This is a genomic window from Colwellia polaris (assembly GCF_002104515.1).
Classification (GTDB): domain Bacteria; phylum Pseudomonadota; class Gammaproteobacteria; order Enterobacterales; family Alteromonadaceae; genus Cognaticolwellia; species Cognaticolwellia polaris.
The window spans coordinates 36,738-55,978 of record NZ_NBOE01000009.1; the positions used below are offsets into that span (position 1 = coordinate 36,738).

The window sequence follows — 19,241 nt, forward strand, 5'->3', positions numbered from 1 at the left end:
GGTTTACATCTCCAAAAAATTTTTAATTATTTTACTGCCAAGCGCACTTGAGCGTTCTGGATGAAATTGGCAACCAATAAAGTTGTCTTTAGCTATGGCTGCTGAAAACTCTGCGCCGTATTGACAACGAGCTATAGTATATTGCGAAATAGGTGCAGCAAAGCTATGAACAAAGTAGAAATAATCATCAGCTTTAATGCCGTTGAATATTGCATGTTCGGCTACTTGCGTTAAGGTATTCCAACCCATGTGTGGCAAACGTAAGTCGTTGGCTTGTAAAGGCGTAATGTCGGTAGGAATTAAGCCTAAACATTGCACTACTTCATTTTTATCTGCGCCTTCAACAGAGGTGCGTGCCATTAATTGCATGCCTAAACAAAAACCTAAAACTGGCTGAGTTAGTTGCTGCAAGGTTTCTACTAAACCTTTTGCCACTATGTTTTCCATAGCATGACGAGCGCTACCTACGCCGGGTAAAATTACTTTGTTGGCATTTTTAATCACATCTACATCGTCAGAAATAGTAATCGCAAAACCTAAACGTTCTACGGCAAACTTTACTGACGCTAAGTTAGCGCAACCGGTATCAACGATGACATAGTTAGCTTGTTTTTTCTCACTCATGCTAGAGGCATCCTTTGGTGCTCGGTAAATCTTCACCTACAACAGTAATGGCTTGACGTAATGCGCGACCAAAAACTTTAAATAAACTCTCAACTTGGTGATGGCAGTTACCTTCAGTTGTTGAAAGGTGCAAAGTAATTGCCATTGAGTCAGCTAATGAACGGAAAAAGTGAGAAACCATTTGCGTAGACATTTGGCCAACCATATTATCGCTAAACTTGGCGTCAAACTCTAACCAAGGGCGACCCGATAGATCAATCGAACATTCGGCGCGACATTCGTCCATGGGTAAAACAAAACCAAAGCGACCAATACCACGTTTATCGCCTAACGCCTGTTTAAGTGCTTGGCCTAAAGCGAGTGCTGTATCTTCAACACTGTGGTGCTCATCAATATGATAATCGCCATCAACATCTACTTGCATACTAAAACCACCATGTGCAGCAATTTGTTCAAGCATGTGATCGAAAAAACCTAAGCCGGTTTTTATGCTGATATCGCCAACTTTGTCTAAGTTAATCGCGACATTGATATCAGTTTCTTTGGTGGTTCGAACGACTTTTGCCACTCTTGGGTTGGTGAGTAGTTGCTCGGCGATGTGGTCCCAATTAAGGGTTTTACGATCGTATTTAATCGCTTTTATGCCCATGTTTGCAGCTAGCGCAACATCGGTATCACGGTCGCCAATGACATAAGAGTTAGCAAAGTTCACTTTACCTTGCTGTAAATAACCGCTTACTAGACCTAGCTTAGGCTTGCGACAACTACAATTATCTGCTTCAAAGTGTGGGCAAAGAAGTACGTCATCAAAGGTTATACCTTGTGATGCAAACATCGCCATCATTTTATCGTGAGGCAAATCAAAGTCGCTTTGTGGATAGCTTGTGGTACCTAAACCATCTTGGTTAGACACCATAACTAAGCGAAAACCTTTTTTCTGTAAGGCTATTAATACCGGAATTACGTTCGGTTCAAAGACTAACTTTTCTAGGCTATCAACTTGTTTATCGGTAATTGGCTCTTCAATTAAAGTACCGTCTCGGTCGATAAATAAAATATTTTCTTGGCTCATATTAATTCTCTTGTGATAACGTTTCGGCTGTTGCTTTAGCAGCGTAGTTGTTAGTAAAACTTTGCGTGATAGTTTGTTGTAATAATGAAAGTTCGCGTTCACTGCCAATACTAATACGTAAGCAATTTTCTAAATTTTGCTGCTTTGACTGGTCGCGTATTAAAATATCGTTCTCTACTAAGCAATTAAAAATAAAATCTTTTAGCTCATTGTTTTGACAACGAAATAAAATAAAGTTGGCATCGCTGCTAAAGACTTCACTGCACCAGCTTTGCTTTGCTAACCAGGTGGCTAAATGTGCTCGCAGTGTGTTTGTTTCTAGTACGCGTTGGTTCATTTGTCCAAGACCCGGTTTTGCGAGTGCTTCACTAGCAATATCTGCAACGGGCGCTGAAATGGGGTAAGGCGCTATAACCTTACTGAGCATGGTAATAACCTCTTTATTCGCGAGGGTAAAGCCACAGCGTAAACCGGCTAAAGCAAAAGCTTTTGATAGCGTTCTTAGTACCACTAAATGCGGATAAGTTTTTAGCCAACTTGCAACTGTTTGCTCTGGGCTAAATTCGATATAAGCTTCGTCAACCACAACAATAGCGCTTTCAGCAAAAAGCTCAAGCGCGGTTTTAATCTCTTGCTGAGATAATAAATTGCCAGTTGGGTTACCTGGTGAGCATAAAAATACCACTTTGGCTTTGCCCACTTGTGCTTGTAAGCCCGCTAAGTCCAGAGACATTGTTTCGTTCAGCGGCACTTTAATAATATCTGCACCGTGATTTTCTGCACTAATCGCATACATACCATAAGTAGGTGGACATATAATAATGCTGTCTTGATAAGCCGTACAGAATGTTCGAATGATTAACTCGATACCTTCGTCGGCGCCACGTGTAGCTAACAAGTTTTCGGCTGATACTTCACTGTATTGGCTATAAGCGCTGATCAACTTTTCAGGTTGAAAGTCAGGGTAGCGGTTAATGCTCGTGCTGCTGATTTGATAATTACCTGAGCCAGAAGCCTCGTTTGCGTTTAACCATACTTTACCTTCGGTAGCACTGCTGCTAGCAAAAAGTCGGCGTGCTGACTGGTAAGGCACCATGTCTATCAGCTCTTTACGAGCAAGTTTGTTTACAATAGTCATTTATGCCTCCGAACTATTAGTCGCAGAATCAGTTTCTAAACGAATAGTTACTGCTCGCTTGTGGGCATCTAACCCTTCAGCGTCAGTTAACTCACAAATACATTCAGCTAAAGCGCTTAATCCTTGGCGGGTTATTTCTTGCACGGTAAAGCGTCTAGAAAAATCCGCTAACGATAAGCTGCTAATAACTTTTGAGTAACCGTAAGTTGGCAATACGTGGTTAGTACCGCTGGCGTAATCACCGGCTGATTCTGGTGTATATGCACCAACAAAAATTGAACCAGCATTACGCAAGTTTGCTAATAATTCTTGAGCGTTGTCAGTTTGAACAATTAAATGCTCAGGGCCATATTCGTTTGAAACTTCAACCGCTTGATCTAAGTCTTTGGTTAATATTAAGCGGCTTTGCTGTAATGCTTGGCGCGCTATATTGGCACGAGATAGAGTCGCAAGTTGTGCTTCTAACGCTAATTGCACTTGATTGATTAATGCTTGGCTATCAGACAATAAAATAACTTGGCTGTCAGGGCCGTGCTCGGCTTGCGATAATAAATCTGCGGCGACAAAGCTTGCATTGGCATTCGCATCAGCAATAACCAGTACTTCTGATGGACCTGCTGGCATATCAATAGCAAAACCATTTACCTGAGAAGCTAACTGCTTTTTAGCTTCAGTAACATACTTGTTTCCGGGGCCAAATATCTTATTTACCGGAGCAATAGTTTCTGTGCCAAAGGCGAGGGCGGCACAAGCTTGTGCTCCACCTACGCTGTATATTTCGTCAATTTCACAGAACGAGGCGGCCACTAATATTTCGTCAGCTAATTGGCCATTTTTATTTGGCGGGCAAACCAAGACTTTACGTGGACATTTAGCCAGTTGAGCAGGCACACCTAACATTAAAACGGTTGAAGGTAATGGTGCACTGCCGGCTGGAATGTATAAGCCTACATTGGCAATGGCTTCCGTTTTTAAAGTACAAACCACGCCTGGTGTGGTTTCAACACGAATATCGTCATTAACTTGTGCTTGATGAAAACGTTTAATTTGTCCATAAGCGGTTTCAATGGCTTTTAACCGTTTTGCGCTTAATCGTTTCTTTGCTGATTTAACTTGATCTGGCGTTACTCGCAAATTAGGGAGTAACACGCCATCAAATTTTTCCGTTAAATCAACTAAAGCTTTGTCACCATTTTCTTTCACGTTTGCAAGAATATTTTCTACTTGCTGTGTTAATAAGGCACTTTCTGAAATTGCCGGTCTAGCAAGCGCAAAGCTTCGCTCACTAGCTGACAAATTTTGCCAAATAATGGAAGCCTTTAACGCGTTTTGTGAAGTATTTGTGCTCATTTTTTAGCCCATCATTTTTTCAATTGGCATGACAAGTATAGAGTTACAACCTAAAGCATTAAGTTCCTCCATAGTTTCCCAGAAAAATGTTTCGGTTGCTACTACGTGCACGGCTACAAGATCGTCACGATCTGCTAGCGGTAAAATGGTTGGCGTTTCTTTACCTGGCATTAATGCGCTTACTTGAGCAATTTTGTCTTTAGGTGCGTGTAGCATAATGTATTTGCTTTCTTGTGCTTTCATTACACCTTGAATACGCGGTAATAATGTATCAAGAATCGCTTGTTTTTCTGGCGATAATGAAGAGGCTGTTTGGATTAAAGAGGCTTTTGATTGAAAAATTTCTTCAACTTCTACTAATCCGTTAGCTTCTAACGTTGCACCTGTTGAGACTAAATCACAAATACCGTCTGACAAGCCAACACGTGGTGCTACTTCAACTGAGCCTTTTAATAAACAAAACTCAACATTAATACCATTTTTCTTAGCATAACGATTAAGTAGTTGCGGATAGGTGGTTGCGAATCTATGTCCGTCGAGACTCTTTATACCTTTATAGTTAAAACCTTCAGGCATGGCAATTGATAAACGACAACCACCAAAATTCAAACCTGATGTGCGAATGTATTGCGATTTTTGTCCCATTAAAGCACGCTCTAACGCCGCTTCTTCTAGTGTGTTGTCTCCAACAATACCTAAATCACAAACGCCGTCCATTACTAGCCCGGGAATATCGCTACTGCGAACGCGCATAATATCTATTGGCATATTAGTAACATGAGCAAGTAAACGGCGATCAGTAACATTAAGTTTAAGGCCACAGCGCTTTAATAGTGCTTGGGTGTCGTCGCTCAAACGACCTGATTTTTGCATTGCTATACGTAAACGTGGTTCTGTTGTCATGTTATTTTCCTATTAAATTTTTTAAATTCTTAATCTATTTAGTCGCATTTAATATGGTTAAATTTGTCATGTATATACAATTGTATAGCCATAAAAATGCGAAAACCCCCGAGAGAGGTGAACTCTTTCGGGGGTTTAGAAATTAATTTTTCTTTATCTTACACCGCTGAAAGGTTCAAAGCCCCTCAGCGAAAAAACCTGAGCAGCTAATCCGTATGATGGTGATGATGATGGATGGCGTTCAGATTTAAAGTCATGTTTTATTTACTCTTAAGTAATCATTAAAATGTGTAAGTTAGTTCTTTAAGCTAAATGCTTAGTCTACATTAAATTAAAGCAGTTACTTTAATTTGCACTTACAGTACGTTGAATTTTAGGCCAGATCAAGCGATTAACACCCTATTAGTATGAAATTTTGAACTAAGCTAGTATTGTTTAGTTCTAAGTAACATAAAACTGAGTTATGAGAGCTTAGATTTGAGTTGTATATATAGCATAAATAACTAAACAGGCGAAAAAGTAATTAAAGGGGGCGATAATGGACATATTTACTACAGTATTAACCCGTGTTGTTGCTACTCCTATAAAACCGACAGATTTAAAAGTTAAAGCATTAGCAAAGGGAGCAGCGGCAAATGCGGTCTCTGACGATATAGATGGCTTAGAAGATTCAGCTGTATATCAATCAAAAAAAAGTAAAATATCAGATAAAGAAAGCCATTCTAATGACGCAAGAAGCGATGCTGAAGAGCCTTCAGCAGTACCTGAAGATAAAACAGGGTTGCTTGTTGATACCTTTGACGATAGTGAAAGTGTTTCTTCAGAAAAAGATGATAAACCACACCTAGATATTTATATATAAACTAATTTGGAATTTATACAAGGTTGCTTACTTAAGCATTAAGTGCGCTGGAGATCAGTTACATGAAAACAGTGTTAAGTAATTAATAGAGTATTCGTTTGGTTGGCATGAGGGGAATTTGACCATAATTCCCCTGTTATTTTTTACTGCGATGATTATAATGAGCGCAAATTTAGTAATGTCGTATTATCATGAATGCTGTTGAACATGCGTTTTCACATCAAGGAGCTTTAGCTAAAGCTATTCAGGGCTTTTCTCCGCGCCAAGCTCAGCTTGATATGGCATTAGAAGTAGCAAAAGCTATTGAACTTAAAAATAGTTTGATTGTAGAAGCGGGTACAGGAACAGGCAAAACCTTTGCTTATTTAATCCCTGCACTTATTGCAAATAAAGCCCAGGCTGAAAAAGATGCTGGCCAGCTAAAAATCATTGTTTCAACCGGCACTAAAAACCTTCAGGAACAATTATTTCATAAAGATTTACCGTTAATACGAAAAGCCCTTACCAGTAACGCCCAAGTCGCTTTATTAAAAGGGCGAGCAAACTACCTTTGTATTTATCGATTAGAGCAATACCAACAATCGCGCGGGCAGCTTGATGCTCAAACATTAGCTGACTTTGTTAAAGTGCGAGCGTGGGCAAATGGCACGCACAGTGGTGATATAGGTGAGCTAGTTAATGTTACTGAAGGTTCTCCAGTGTTCCCATTTGTTACTAGCACCGTGGATAATTGTCTGGCCAAAGACTGTCCTAACATTGAAGACTGTTATTTAATAAAAGCACGAACCAAAGCTATTGACGCAGATATTGTTGTGGTAAATCATCATTTGTTTTTTGCTGATATGGCGTTAAAAGACAGTGGATTTGGTGAGTTAATCCCAAAAGCCGATGTCATGATCTTTGATGAAGCACACCAGATAGCCGATATCGCCAGTGAATACTTTGGCGAGGCATTTTCTACTCGACAAATGTTGGACCTTTGCAGCGATGTTATGCAAGTTTATCGAACAGAATTAACTGACGTAAAACAATTAGCAAAAGCGGCAGAAAAGCTGTTAAAAACGAGTCAAGAATTTAGGTTGTTATTTAATTATGACCCTGAACGTGGAAACTGGCGCGAAAAACATCAACAACAGCAGTTTGCCCATGCATTTAAACTACTAAAAACTGATTTAGATTTTCTTTATCAAGTGATTAAACTTTGCGTTTCACGCAACGAGGCTATCGATAATTGCTTTGATCGCGCGGTAAATTTATTAGCCCAATATGAAGTCATGGCAGATGTTGATGCCATGGGGATGAGTTTTTGGTATGAAACAACACCTCGCCATGTTGTGCTACACAAAACGCCATTATCTGTTGCCGATAAATTTGGTAACTATGTGAAAGAATCGGGGGCGGGTTGGATATTTACCTCAGCAACATTGGCTGTTGATGGTGCTTTTAAACATTTTTCAAGCCACTTAGGTTTAGACAATTCAGCCAGCTTGTTACTCGATAGCCCGTTTGACTATGCAAAGCAATCACAATTGATAATACCGCGTTATTTACCAGCGGCTAATGATATGAATCGCGCTAAAGCTTTATGTGAATTGGCTACCCCCTTAATTGAAGCCAGCGCTGGCGCCTGTTTTATGCTATTTACCAGTTATCGTGTTATGCATCAGGTAGCAGAGCTTTTAAATCAGCAAATTGATAACCCTTTGTTGGTTCAAGGTCAAATGGGCAAACGTAAGTTGTTAGAAGAATTTGTAGAGCAAGACAGTGCTGTATTACTTGCAACTGCAAGTTTTTGGGAAGGGGTTGATGTTAGAGGCGATAAGTTAACGTGTGTTATTATCGACAAGCTACCTTTTGCTTCTCCTAACGACCCATTGTTGCAGGCTCGAAGTGAAGATGTAAAACGACAAGGAAAAGACCCTTTCGCGCAAATTCAACTTCCTCAAGCCGTTATTGCCTTAAAGCAGGGCGTAGGGCGCTTAATTCGAGATGTAAATGATAATGGTATTCTGGTTATCTGTGATGACAGATTAGTAAATCGCCCATACGGTGAAGTATTTCTTAAAAGTTTACCCGATATGAAACGCAGTCGTGATATTAATCAAGCGGCAACGTTTTTAGCAAGCCTTGTTGATTTTGAATAAATTTATCACAACTGTGCGCTAATTATTTTTTTCATCGTGTTATATCTATTACATTTTAAAATTCAAACTTGTAACTTTAAAGGTTTATGGGATTAACTTAAAATAATGTTAAACTCGCCCAATAAGTTATGAAGTATTACTAAAAGGTTTTTTACGTGAATTTTCTGGCCATTGATGCCTCAACTGAAGCATGTTCAGTAGCAATTAAATATAATGACAAACAGTTCAGTGAATATGAATTGTGTCCTCAATCGCATAGTTTGCGTTTACTTCCTATGGTAGACAGTGTGTTAAAACAGGCGAATGTTAAGTTATCTGATCTTAACGGGATTATCTTCGGCCGCGGACCTGGTAGTTTTACAGGTGTACGCATCGGCATTGGTGTAACACAGGGCTTAGCATTTTCTGCACAATTGTCTGCGCGCGGCGTGTCTACTTTACAGGCTATGGCTCAGCAAGCTTATGATGAAAAAGGCGTACATAACGTTATTGCCGCTATAGATGCTCGCATGTCAGAAGTTTACACTTGTTATTATGAGGTAGACTCACAAGGTATTATGCAACCTAAAACGCAAGAAACAGTATTGTCTCCTGAGCTTGTAGCTCAATATTACCAAGGTTTAACGCTGCCCGCCTACGGCGTTGGAACAGGTTGGGGGGCTTATGCTGAACTTGCCAGTTTAATTTCTAACCTTGATGCTATTGATATTTTATATCCAACGGCTTCAGCTATGCTAAAAATTGGTCAAGAAGACTTTGACAAACACAGCGTTGATGCTGAAAACGCGCAACCTAAATACGTGCGTGATACTGTTTCTTGGAAAAAACTGCCCGGGCGTTAATTTTTCTAAGTTAAAACAGTTATACAAAGTTAATAATTTCTTATGAATTTTTATAATATTTTAATTAATTTTGGTGGTATCTATACTCGTAAATTGAATAGGTTAAACGCTAGTTACTGACGAGCTAGGGTTTTAACCTGATAAAAAAATAGTATTCACCTTAACTAGAATTTGTTAAATTACTTTCATGCAAATAAATAATTCCGCCAATTTAGCTGCCCAAGCGCCGATAAGACTTGGAAATACGAGTGCTGTACCTGCCCAGGAACAGCGCCAAAATGTAGCTGCGCGTGAAAAACTTAACAACGAAGAAAATAAAGCTCAAAACGCACAAGCTGACACTAACAGCCGACAACGTCTAGATTTTGACGAGCAAGCTATATCATTAATCGAGCGAGACCAGCTTGCTCAATTTGATAGCCGTAATGCAGAGCAAAGTAATCAACAAAATGGTCAATCAAACAATCCCAATAGCGGCTATGATTCACCATCAAGTCAAAATCAATTAGCTGTCGCTGCTTATCAATCAGTGGGTGCCATTGCCCAACGTGACGATATTCAACAAATTTTCGGCGTTGACTTGTTCGCCTAATTTTTCCTGACGCCTGATGTATAGGATATAAATTATCATTGCTGCACCGAAACTCCAATAATGCTTATTAAACCTAAATACCACTTTTGGTTAATGTTTTTAACTGCCCTAATTATCTTGCAACTACCTTTTATTTCTATTCCATTCAAGTGGTTAGAAAGTTATTTTCATGAGATTAGCCATGGTTTAACGGCAATACTCACTGGCGGTAGCATAGTAAAAATACAACTATTTCCCAATGGTGCTGGTTTATGTACAACGCGCGGCGGATCAGCATTTTTTATAAGCTTGATGGGATATGGCGGAGCTATTTTATGGGGCAGTTTAATATTCTATCTAGCGTCTACTCACCGTAAAGTTGCTTTGGTATTTTCTGTGCTACTGCTTGGGTTATTGGCCAGTAGTATTTTATTTTGGGTGCGTGATTTATTAACCTTATTTATTGTTTTAATTTTACTCGCTTTAGTACTAGCGAAAATAAAGTACTCTGCACATAATTATCTTCAAAAAATATTACAAGTTACTGGTTTATTAGTGTTAATTAACAGTTTGATGAGCCCACTGTATCTACTTGATGGCCAAGCTCGCGGCGATGGAGCAGCGTTAGCTGACTTAACTTTTATTCCTGAAGTCATTTGGGTTGCTATTTGGTTTTCTGTCGCATTATTCGCCATTTATAGATTGAGTAAAGTGTCATTACGCGCTAAAGGTTAATTTGAACACAACTTTTTACCTTGCATCATGGCCTGATATTAATTGTCTAACTTAAGGAGTTTTATGCCAAGCAATCACAAAGTTAAAACGGTAACCTTTGAGGTAAACGGCCGAAAAATTAGCGGTATCAGTAATGGTAACGAGCAAGGGAAGTTACTTTTATGTTTGCATGGCTGGCTTGATAATGCTGCGAGCTTTCAACCGCTACTTCCTTATTTATCGCACTACCATGTTATTGCCATTGACTGGCCAGGTCATGGTTTTTCTGATCATCGAAGTGTAGATGCTCACTACCATTTTGTAGATTGGATCTATGATTTAACGGCTTTGTTCCGTTCACAACAATGGCAAGCGGTAGATATTGTAGGGCATTCTATGGGAGGGATGATCGCTTCTGCGTTTGCAGCTGCATTTCCTGAACATGTAAGAACATTAACTGTGGTTGATGCTATTGGCTTATTAACATCTGACGAAGAAACAACAACGACTCAATTACGTAAAGGTATATTAAGTCGCTTAACTCGCGATGTAAGTGCTAAGAAATATCATAGTAGTCTTGATTCAGCCATTGAGGCTAGAGTGCAAGTATCAGATTTAGATAAACCCAACGCCGCAATAATTGTTCAACGTGGCATCGAAGAAACCGGTTTAGGCTTTCGATGGCGCTCTGACAACCGCTTACGATCTGTATCAACCTACCGCTTTAGTATGGCACAAGCAGAACAGGTTATTGCGGACATTAAAATACCCGTACAGTTGATTTATGCTAGCGAAGGCATGTCTATGGTAACTAAAGGTTTGAATCATTTTAGACCTTTGTTTAAAACACTTGATGTACATAAATTAGCCGGCGGTCATCATGTTCATATGGAACAACCAGAACAAACAGCAAAACTTATAAATGCGCATATTAATGCGTTAGAAGTGAGCTAAAAGCATTAATGTATATTAAGTGAGTTAAGCGAGTTTTTGTGTTAAATCAGCTATAATATGTAGTCTCATTTTACAGTTAATTTAAACAAGTGTTTAAATTAACTGGATCGACCAGTAAAAATTTGTTAAAAAGTATCATTATTAAAGTATAAGAGTATAAAGAGGAAAGGTACTGTGGAAAAAATTTGGCTTGAGAAGAGTTATCCCCCCGGCGTTCCGTTTGAAATAGATCCAGATAAATACGCTTCAATTGTCGATATGTTCCATAAATATACGAAAGTTTATGCCGAGCGAACAGCGTTTATTAATATGGGCGCTGAAATAAGCTATCGTGAACTTTTAGACCAAGCTACTGACTTTGCGGCCTACTTGCAGCAAGATTTAGGGTTAGTAAAAGGCGATAAATTTGCCATTATGGTGCCTAACTGTTTGCAGTATCCAATTGCACTTTTTGGTGCATTATTAGCCGGATTAACCGTGGTTAATGTTAATCCACTTTATACAGCCCGCGAATTAAAACATCAATTAAATGATTCAAATACAAAAGCTATTTTAATTATTGAAAACTTTGCCAGTATTTTAGAAAAAGTTGTTGAAAAAACACCGGTTGAAAAAGTTATTCTAACGTCATTAGGTGATCGCCTTGGTACAGTTAAAGGCGCTATTGTGAATGGCGTAGTTAAATACGTTAAAAAAATGGTACCTGCTTTTAGTCTTGCTAATACCGAACGTTTTAATAAGGTACTTGCTAAAGGCTCAAAATTGTCATTTAGCCCTGTGAGCTTAACAGGCGAAGATTTAGCTTTTTTACAATATACCGGCGGAACAACAGGTGTGTCAAAAGGCGCGATGCTGACTCATCGTAATATGGTTGCAAATTTAGAGCAGGCAAAAGCTGCAATTAAACCACAACTAGAAGAAGGTAAAGAGTTGGTTGTTACCGCTTTACCGCTTTATCATATTTTCGCTTTAACCGCGAATTGCCTGACTTTTATTACTTTAGGCGGCACAAATTTATTAATTACTAATCCTCGTGATATGCCCGGTTTTGTTAAAGAGTTAGCAAAATATGACTTTACGGCAATTACTGGTGTTAATACCTTGTTCAATGGCTTATTGAACACGCCAGGCTTTAGTGAGTTAGATTTTTCTAAATTGAAATTGTCATTAGGTGGCGGAATGGCTGTACAACGTCCGGTTGCTGAAAAGTGGGAAAGCGTAACTAAAACACGTTTACTTGAAGGTTATGGGTTAACGGAATGTGCACCATTAGTAACATTATGTCCATACAACCAGCAACATTACAGCGGTACAATTGGTTTACCTGCATCATCAACCGATATTCGTATTGTGTTAGAAGATGGTAGTAATGCCAAAATTGGTGAGGCCGGTGAAATGTGGGTTAAAGGCCCACAAGTAATGAAAGGGTATTACAATCGCCAAGAAGCGACCGATGAAATCTTAAAAGATGGTTGGTTAGCAACAGGCGATATTGCTTGCATGGATGAAGATGGATTTTTCAAAATTGTAGATCGCAAAAAAGATATGATTATTGTTTCTGGTTTTAATGTCTTCCCGAATGAAATTGAAGAAGTTTTAGCAAGCCATGATGGTGTGCTTGAAGCTGCAGCTGTCGGTATTCCTCACGAAGCCAGTGGTGAAGTTGTTAAGGTGTTTGTAGTTCGTAAAGATCCAAATTTAACTGAAGCTGAATTAATTAAGCACTGCCGTGCAAACTTAACAAATTACAAAGTGCCTAAGTTGGTTGAGTTTCGTGATGAGTTACCTAAAACTAATGTAGGTAAAATTTTGCGACGTGAACTACGCTAAGCTAAGCTAAATCAACTATTAGCTATGTGTTAAAGACAAGTTATTTCATAGCTAGTTCTTTAAGGCACAAGTTAGACAGTAACCTAGACATATGCAGAAAAATAAAAGGCCAACTATTGTTGGCCTTTTTAGTTTAGAGTTTAGGAAGTAAGTTTAAACCTATGTCTACCGTTAACGGTGCGATGTTTTAAAAAGTATAAAAACTTACCTAGTCACTATGCTCTACTGTGCGTTCAAACGTTGACCGTTAATTGCCTTGCTATCATCAGCCATTAAATATACATACAAAGGCATAATATCTTCTGGGGCTGCGATAGTGCTTTTATCTTCAGCAGGGTAAGCTGAAGAGCGCATATTTGTATTTGTGCCGCCAGGGTTAATAACGTTAGTTCTAAGTGCGCTGTTATCATACTCATCAGCAATCACTTGCATCATACCTTCAGTCGCAAACTTAGAAATACTATAAGCCCCCCAATACGCTTTACCTTTATTGCCAACACCTGAAGAAGTAAAAACGAGTGATGAGCTCTGCGATTTAAGCAATACAGGTAATAATGCTTGTGCTAACAAAAATTGCGCATTAACATTGACTTGCATTACATCATGCCAAGTTTGTTCATGTATTTGGTTAAATGGTGTTAATTCACCAAGGATAGAAGCATTAAGTAATGCGCCATCAAGCTGACCAAACTGATTTTCAATCGTTGATGCTAAATCGATATAATTTTGTTTTGTTGCGCCTTTTAAATCTAAAGGTACTATTGCTGGCTCAGGAAAGCCTTTAGCGAGAATATCATCATAAACAGCTTCTAGTTTTGCGACGGTTTTACCCAATAAAATAACCGTTGCGCCTAACTCTGCGTAAGTTAGTGCGGCTTGGCGCCCAATTCCTGCACCTGCGCCGGTAACTAAAATGGTTTTGTTTGCTAAAATCTGTGGTGTTATTGTGTATTCAAACATATGATTAATTGATTAAAAAATTTGTTAATAATTCTACTACTTTCACTACTAGGCTGACGAGTTTTTTCGCGAGAAATCTAAATGTTCAGTATAAAACTGTTAATTAATGAAAAAATCACTAGCACTTGATCTATTCTTGAGTTAAGTTTGACTGGTCGAACAAGTTGAAGTTAATGCTAGGATAAGTATAAAAATCAACAATGATGAAGAATAATAAATATATGTTTAGAAAACTTCTCAACATATAAAATAAAGACTAGACCGTGGGGAGATAAAATGAAAAAGCTAGTACTCAGTCTCGCAATAGCCAGCACATTAGGTTTAAGTGCTTGTGGAGACGAAACCATACAAGATGTTGAACAAGAAGTTGCTGAAAATGGTTCTGCCGTAACAGCGACAGCACGCGTTAAATTTGATCCTGCAGCTGGTGCTGCTGGACTTTCTATTCCAAATGATTTGATTTTCTCTGGCACACAAGACGGTACCTTAGAAATACCTGTTGAAGACCCTACCGATGGCTCTGATCCTTTTGTTGCTATAAGCGCCCTTGATGGTTGGTCTATTTCTCAACCATTCTCATTAGCTATTGACTTCCCTGCTGGCACTTCTTTAGAAAACAGCAGCGCACAAGACCCTGCTTCAGTAAGAATTTTTGAAGCGGTTATGGGGGGAGACGCTAACGATAGTGACTGTACCGCAGTAGAGCGCGGCCTTGCTTGTAAAATTGTTGGCGAATTAGTTTTTGGACAAGATTTTGTTACTCAAGGCGCTGGTACGAGTGTTACGGTTATTCCAACGCAACCGCTAAAAGCGGAAACCACTTACATTATGATGATGTCTAACAATCTTCGTGATAATAATGGTAAAGCGATTGCTGGTTCAAGCACTTATGAATTAGCTCGCCAAGATATAAACACTTTACCTTTGGGTAATGAATCACAGTTAGTCTTACAAGCAGCAGTTAACAGTTATGAAGCTGCACTCGTTGCTGCAGGGGTAGATAGCGATACTATTATTTATAGTGCCGCAATGACTACTCAATCGACTACACTTGTATTAAATACGGTTAAGTCAGTAATGGCTGCTGGTGTACCGCAAATGGTTGCTGCTGCACAAGCTGGCAATCCTGCCATTGGTGTGCAAGATACAGGTATTTCAGTTGCTACCGTATTAACCGGTATGATCCCAGCAGATTTAGTACCTTTATATTCTGCAGCTAACTATATTCGCGGTTCTGTTACATTACCGTACTATTCTGGTGTCCCTTCAGCAGAAAACCCATTAGCGCCAGTAAATGACTGGTGGCGCGCACGATGCGACTCAGGTGCAACACTTGCCGGTCTTGCAGCTGCCAACCCTGCTGCAATTCCTGCTGGGCCTCTTGATGAAAATGATGGCTTTTGTATGAATTTTGGCTTACGTGATTTAAGCTCAGTTATGGCGATTGATACTGAACGTAATTTAACTAAGTTTAATCCAATTCCAGCCACGAGTGCGATGTTACCAATTGACGTACAAATGACGACACCAGATCTAGCTTGGGCTAACCCTGTTCGTGCTAGCATGGGATTACCAGCGCTAGAAGAGCCTGAAAACGGTTGGCCAGTAGCGATGTTAGTGCACGGTATTACATCTTCTAAAGAGCAAATGTTACCTATCACCGGTATTTTATCTGTATTTGGTATCGCCACTATCGCGATTGATCAACCACTACATGGTAGCCGTGGTTTTGATTTAAATGGTGATGATGTTGACGAAATTAACACCAGCACAGTGTCAACGTTACATTATGTAAACTTAGCTAGCATGTTAACTATGCGTGATAATACTCGTCAAAGTACTGCTGATTTATTAGGTTTACGCTTAGGTATGAACTTCTTAGGTGGTGTTCATGCTGAAGGTAATGCAATCAAAATCGATAGCTCTAAAGTACATCTGTTAGGTCATTCATTAGGTGGTATATATGGTATGAATGCGGTTGGTTTAGCAAATACTGAGTTAAGCCCACAAGTTGATAGTTTGTTTAACATCGCGAGTACTTCATTAGCTATGCCTGGATTAATGTTAGCCAACTTTGGCCTTGATTCACCAGCATTTGAAGGCTTAGCAAAATCTAACCTTACTTTAGAATTGTCGCCAGATTTTAAAGCGGCTGTAGATGCAAACCTACCTAGCGACTATACTCAAGAGCAATTGAGTGGTTTCTACTTTGCTTTTTACAATGCTTTAACGGTTGAACAAAAAGCAACATTAGATGCAGGTTTTGCACAGTTTACTTTTGCAGCACAAACAGTAACTGACTCAGGTGACCCAATTGCCTATGTGCAAACATTAGCAGCTACCCAAACGCCTACACACTTAATTGAAGTAGTGGGTAACGGCGGTGACAACTTGCCAGATCAAACAGTTACTAATACTGCGCCATTTACACCAATGGGTGGTACTGAACCTGCAATCGCTTTCTTAGGTTTGCCTGGAATTAGCGAAACAACGCCGGGTTCTGGTGCAGTAAGATTTGTTAATGGTCATCATAGTTCGATTCTTGATCCACGTCCTGATGCAGCAGGTGCTTCACCAGACGCTGAATTAAGTGCACGAGCTACCCAAGAAATGCAAACGCAAGTTGCGACATTCTTTGCGAGCATGGGACAGTTAATTACAGTGACGGATGCTGCTGTAGTTAAACAAGACTAAGTTTTAGTTTACGTCTAAAAAAAGCCCTCGTTTGAGGGCTTTTTTATTGGGTGTTATTTACACGGTTAACTTTAACGATTAATTTAGTGTCTAACCTTTATTTATTAACTAAATACCCCATATTGTTTAATAGAATAAATTTTAAAATTAATACACAACAACAGAACCAAAATAAGTAAATTTGTTGTTTAGGAGAAAAACATTGGAATTTTTGTATGAATACGGTTTGTTTTTAGCGAAAGCTATTACATTTGTTATAGCAGTTATTGCGATTATTATTGCTATTGCATCGTCAGCAATGAAACAAGGCGGCAAAAAAGGTGATTTAGAAATTACCGACTTATCTGAACAATACAGCGAAGTTGAAGATGATATTATTCATCACTTATTGTCAAAAGAAGCACTAAAAGAAAAAGAGAAAAAAGATAAGAAAGCTGAAAAAGAACAAGCAAAAATTGCTAAAAAAGCAAGTAAAGACGACAGCGAAGAAAAAACTGAAACTCCACGTCTGTTTGTCGTAGATTTTAATGGCAGCATCGACGCAAAAGAAGTAGGTTCGTTGCGTGAAGAAATAAGCGCTATATTAACCGTTGCAAAACCGAGCGATGAAGTATTTGTTCGTCTAGAAAGCGGCGGCGGTATGGTACATGGCTACGGCTTAGCTGCATCGCAACTTGATCGTGTACGCCAGAAAAACATTCCGCTTACTGCCTGTGTAGATAAAGTGGCTGCCAGTGGCGGTTATATGATGGCATGTGTTGCTAATAAAATTGTTTCTGCACCCTTTGCTATCATTGGTTCAATTGGCGTTATTGCCCAAGTACCAAACTTTCATAAGTTATTAAAGAAGAACGATGTAGACTTTGAACAATTTACTGCCGGTGAATTTAAACGCACGGTGACTATGTTTGGTGAAAACACAGAGAAAGGTCGTGAAAAATTCGTTGAAGAATTAGAAGAAACACACGTTCTCTTCAAAAATTTTGTTAGTGAGCACCGCCCAAGCCTTGATATTGCTAAAGTGGCAACTGGAGAACATTGGTTTGGTACACAAGCTAAAGATTTAGGTCTTGTTGATGAGCTAGAGACCAGTGATGACTACTTACAAGCACGTTGTAAATCTCATAAGATAGTGCAAATTAAGTATGCGACTAAAAAGGGCTTGGCTGAAAAGTTCTCAAAAGCGGCATCTTTATCTTTTGATGCAATCATCAGTAAAGTTTGGCAAAACAACCGCATATTTCCGGGCTAATCGTTTAACTCGGTTCTAAAAATGCAAATGACATAATCACTATGGAAAATAGTTTTTGGCATAAATGCTGGGAGCGCAACATGCTAGGTTTTCACCAACATGTTGTGCACCCGTTTCTAACTCAGTATTTCGAGAAAATGCTGGTATCTACAGATAAGCATGTTTTTGTACCTTTATGTGGTAAAACACTCGATATGAGCTACTTAGCTCGACTGATGAAGGTAACAGGTAATGAATTAAGTGCCATTGCCTGCAAAGACTTTTTTGTCGAAAACAATCTTCCCTTTAAACAGCAAAAGCTAGGCGAGTACGAGCATTATACTTGCCGGCAGCTTACCTTATTACAAGGTGATTATTTTAAGCTGACACCTGATTTAATCGGTAATCTCGATTGGATATATGATCGTGCAGCGCTAATTGCACTACCCAAGGTTATGCAGCAGAAATACGTAGAACATCTAAAAACGTTTTTTTCATCGCAAACTCGTCTGTTTTTAGTAACAGTGGAGTTTCCACAGGCACAATTAAGCGGTCCGCCGTTCGCGGTAACCGAAGCTGACGTGAATAGTCTATTCTCTGACTTTAACATTGAATATATTGCAACACATGAGATTAAAGATAAGCAATTTGCTCAAAGGCAGTTTGATGTCGACTATTTACTTGAGAAGCTTTATGTTATTTCACGCAAAGATAAAACCTAAGCTGACTCACTTTAGTCAAATAGAGTGGGGTTGAATGATAAGTTAACTTTGAAGTGAACTAACAAAAAAAGGTGCCATCGAGCACCTTTATAGTTTGTAAATTTAACTTATTCAGCAAGTGTGATACTTTTGCTGATGGTATCTACATTTTCAGTGCTTGTAGAGTCGTTCATAGCGACTTGAGCACGCGCTGTTTTTTCGATAGGGTTAAGTGCTATCGTATTCAATTTAATTGATTGTGCTAGATGTAATTTAGTTGTTTCTATCAGCTCAACAGCGTTGATAGCCTGTACTTCTACTAATTGTGTTGCTTGGCCAGTGTTAGCAATTAAAGCGAACATAGCGATGGTTGATAGTTTAATAATGTTTTTCATAAGTCACCTGTAATAAAACGTCAATAGTATTTATAGATGTTTTGGGACTCTTTCTTTTCTATTGCAAACAAGGGTTGGGAGCCTGTTTGATTCTCACCGATTAATTCCGGGTAAAGATGAAGTCCTTCATCTAATGCGGCTATAGTAAGGTAATGCTGGTAAATATTAAACTGACTAATTATAATGTTATTCATTAGAAAAACTAATCCGACATGGTTATGCGGTTAATTTGATAAAATATGCATAACTTTAATAA

At 39.0% G+C, this 19,241-nt stretch carries 17 protein-coding genes; 10 read left to right on the forward strand and 7 right to left on the reverse strand.

Annotated elements, in window-relative coordinates:
- Window positions 1-3 precede the first annotated feature (3 nt).
- Genes hisH through hisG form a run of 5 tightly spaced genes read right to left on the reverse strand, consistent with a single transcriptional unit; the run spans window position 4 to window position 5,087 of the window.
- Window positions 4-624: an imidazole glycerol phosphate synthase subunit HisH gene (hisH, locus tag B6A32_RS13790; RefSeq protein ID WP_085305067.1), complete on the reverse strand. Its 621-nt coding sequence runs from the start codon at window positions 622-624 to the stop codon at window positions 4-6.
- A 1-nt stretch (window position 625) separates the two neighbouring features.
- Window positions 626-1,696 (reverse strand): bifunctional histidinol-phosphatase/imidazoleglycerol-phosphate dehydratase HisB, encoded by a 1,071-nt coding sequence (gene hisB, locus B6A32_RS13795; RefSeq protein WP_085305069.1) that lies wholly within the window; start codon window positions 1,694-1,696, stop codon window positions 626-628.
- A gap of 1 nt (window position 1,697) precedes the next feature.
- Window positions 1,698-2,834: a histidinol-phosphate transaminase gene (gene hisC / locus B6A32_RS13800; protein WP_085305070.1), complete on the reverse strand. Its 1,137-nt coding sequence runs from the start codon at window positions 2,832-2,834 to the stop codon at window positions 1,698-1,700.
- Entirely contained in the window at window positions 2,835-4,184 is a 1,350-nt protein-coding gene (gene hisD / locus B6A32_RS13805) for a histidinol dehydrogenase (RefSeq protein ID WP_085305072.1), read from the reverse strand.
- A gap of 3 nt (window positions 4,185-4,187) precedes the next feature.
- On the reverse strand, window positions 4,188-5,087 hold the full coding sequence (gene hisG, locus B6A32_RS13810; protein ID WP_085305074.1) for an ATP phosphoribosyltransferase: 900 nt from the start codon (window positions 5,085-5,087) through the stop codon (window positions 4,188-4,190).
- Window positions 5,088-5,625: 538 nt separating this feature from the next.
- Between hisG and B6A32_RS13815 the strand changes: the two genes are divergently transcribed.
- The 7 genes from B6A32_RS13815 (at window position 5,626) to fadD (ending at window position 13,004) form a co-directional block, all read left to right on the forward strand.
- Window positions 5,626-5,949 (forward strand): hypothetical protein, encoded by a 324-nt coding sequence (locus B6A32_RS13815; protein ID WP_085305075.1) that lies wholly within the window; start codon window positions 5,626-5,628, stop codon window positions 5,947-5,949.
- A gap of 191 nt (window positions 5,950-6,140) precedes the next feature.
- Window positions 6,141-8,093 carry an ATP-dependent DNA helicase gene (locus tag B6A32_RS13820; protein WP_085305076.1) on the forward strand — a complete coding sequence of 651 codons (1,953 nt, stop codon included), beginning with the start codon at window positions 6,141-6,143 and terminating at the stop codon, window positions 8,091-8,093.
- A gap of 155 nt (window positions 8,094-8,248) precedes the next feature.
- Window positions 8,249-8,935 (forward strand): tRNA (adenosine(37)-N6)-threonylcarbamoyltransferase complex dimerization subunit type 1 TsaB, encoded by a 687-nt coding sequence (gene tsaB, locus B6A32_RS13825; protein ID WP_085305077.1) that lies wholly within the window; start codon window positions 8,249-8,251, stop codon window positions 8,933-8,935.
- Window positions 8,936-9,122: 187 nt separating this feature from the next.
- Window positions 9,123-9,527, forward strand: a complete 405-nt coding sequence (locus B6A32_RS13830; RefSeq protein ID WP_085305078.1) for a hypothetical protein — start codon at window positions 9,123-9,125, stop codon at window positions 9,525-9,527.
- A 60-nt stretch (window positions 9,528-9,587) separates the two neighbouring features.
- On the forward strand, window positions 9,588-10,241 hold the full coding sequence (locus B6A32_RS13835; RefSeq protein WP_085305079.1) for a M50 family metallopeptidase: 654 nt from the start codon (window positions 9,588-9,590) through the stop codon (window positions 10,239-10,241).
- A 63-nt stretch (window positions 10,242-10,304) separates the two neighbouring features.
- Window positions 10,305-11,174: an alpha/beta fold hydrolase gene (locus tag B6A32_RS13840; protein ID WP_085305080.1), complete on the forward strand. Its 870-nt coding sequence runs from the start codon at window positions 10,305-10,307 to the stop codon at window positions 11,172-11,174.
- A 174-nt stretch (window positions 11,175-11,348) separates the two neighbouring features.
- Window positions 11,349-13,004, forward strand: a complete 1,656-nt coding sequence (gene fadD, locus B6A32_RS13845; protein ID WP_085305081.1) for a long-chain-fatty-acid--CoA ligase FadD — start codon at window positions 11,349-11,351, stop codon at window positions 13,002-13,004.
- Window positions 13,005-13,226: 222 nt separating this feature from the next.
- Here fadD and B6A32_RS13850 read toward each other — a convergent pair whose 3' ends face one another.
- The gene (locus B6A32_RS13850) at window positions 13,227-13,964 is read right to left on the reverse strand and encodes a YciK family oxidoreductase (RefSeq protein ID WP_085305082.1); all 738 of its coding nucleotides are present in this window, start codon (window positions 13,962-13,964) and stop codon (window positions 13,227-13,229) included.
- A gap of 276 nt (window positions 13,965-14,240) precedes the next feature.
- Here B6A32_RS13850 and B6A32_RS13855 point away from each other — a divergent pair, with 276 nt between their 5' ends.
- From B6A32_RS13855 to B6A32_RS13865, 3 genes are all read left to right on the forward strand, one after another.
- Complete coding sequence (locus B6A32_RS13855) at window positions 14,241-16,658, forward strand: VolA/Pla-1 family phospholipase (RefSeq protein ID WP_085305083.1); 2,418 nt, start codon at window positions 14,241-14,243, stop codon at window positions 16,656-16,658.
- A gap of 202 nt (window positions 16,659-16,860) precedes the next feature.
- The gene (sohB, locus tag B6A32_RS13860) at window positions 16,861-17,910 is read left to right on the forward strand and encodes a protease SohB (RefSeq protein ID WP_085305085.1); all 1,050 of its coding nucleotides are present in this window, start codon (window positions 16,861-16,863) and stop codon (window positions 17,908-17,910) included.
- Between the two features lie 41 nt (window positions 17,911-17,951).
- Window positions 17,952-18,611 carry a thiopurine S-methyltransferase gene (locus B6A32_RS13865; protein ID WP_085305087.1) on the forward strand — a complete coding sequence of 220 codons (660 nt, stop codon included), beginning with the start codon at window positions 17,952-17,954 and terminating at the stop codon, window positions 18,609-18,611.
- 107 nt (window positions 18,612-18,718) lie between these two features.
- Here B6A32_RS13865 and B6A32_RS13870 read toward each other — a convergent pair whose 3' ends face one another.
- Window positions 18,719-18,985, reverse strand: coding sequence for a hypothetical protein (locus B6A32_RS13870; RefSeq protein WP_085305089.1), 267 nt, complete (start codon window positions 18,983-18,985; stop codon window positions 18,719-18,721).
- Window positions 18,986-19,241: the final 256 nt, after the last annotated feature.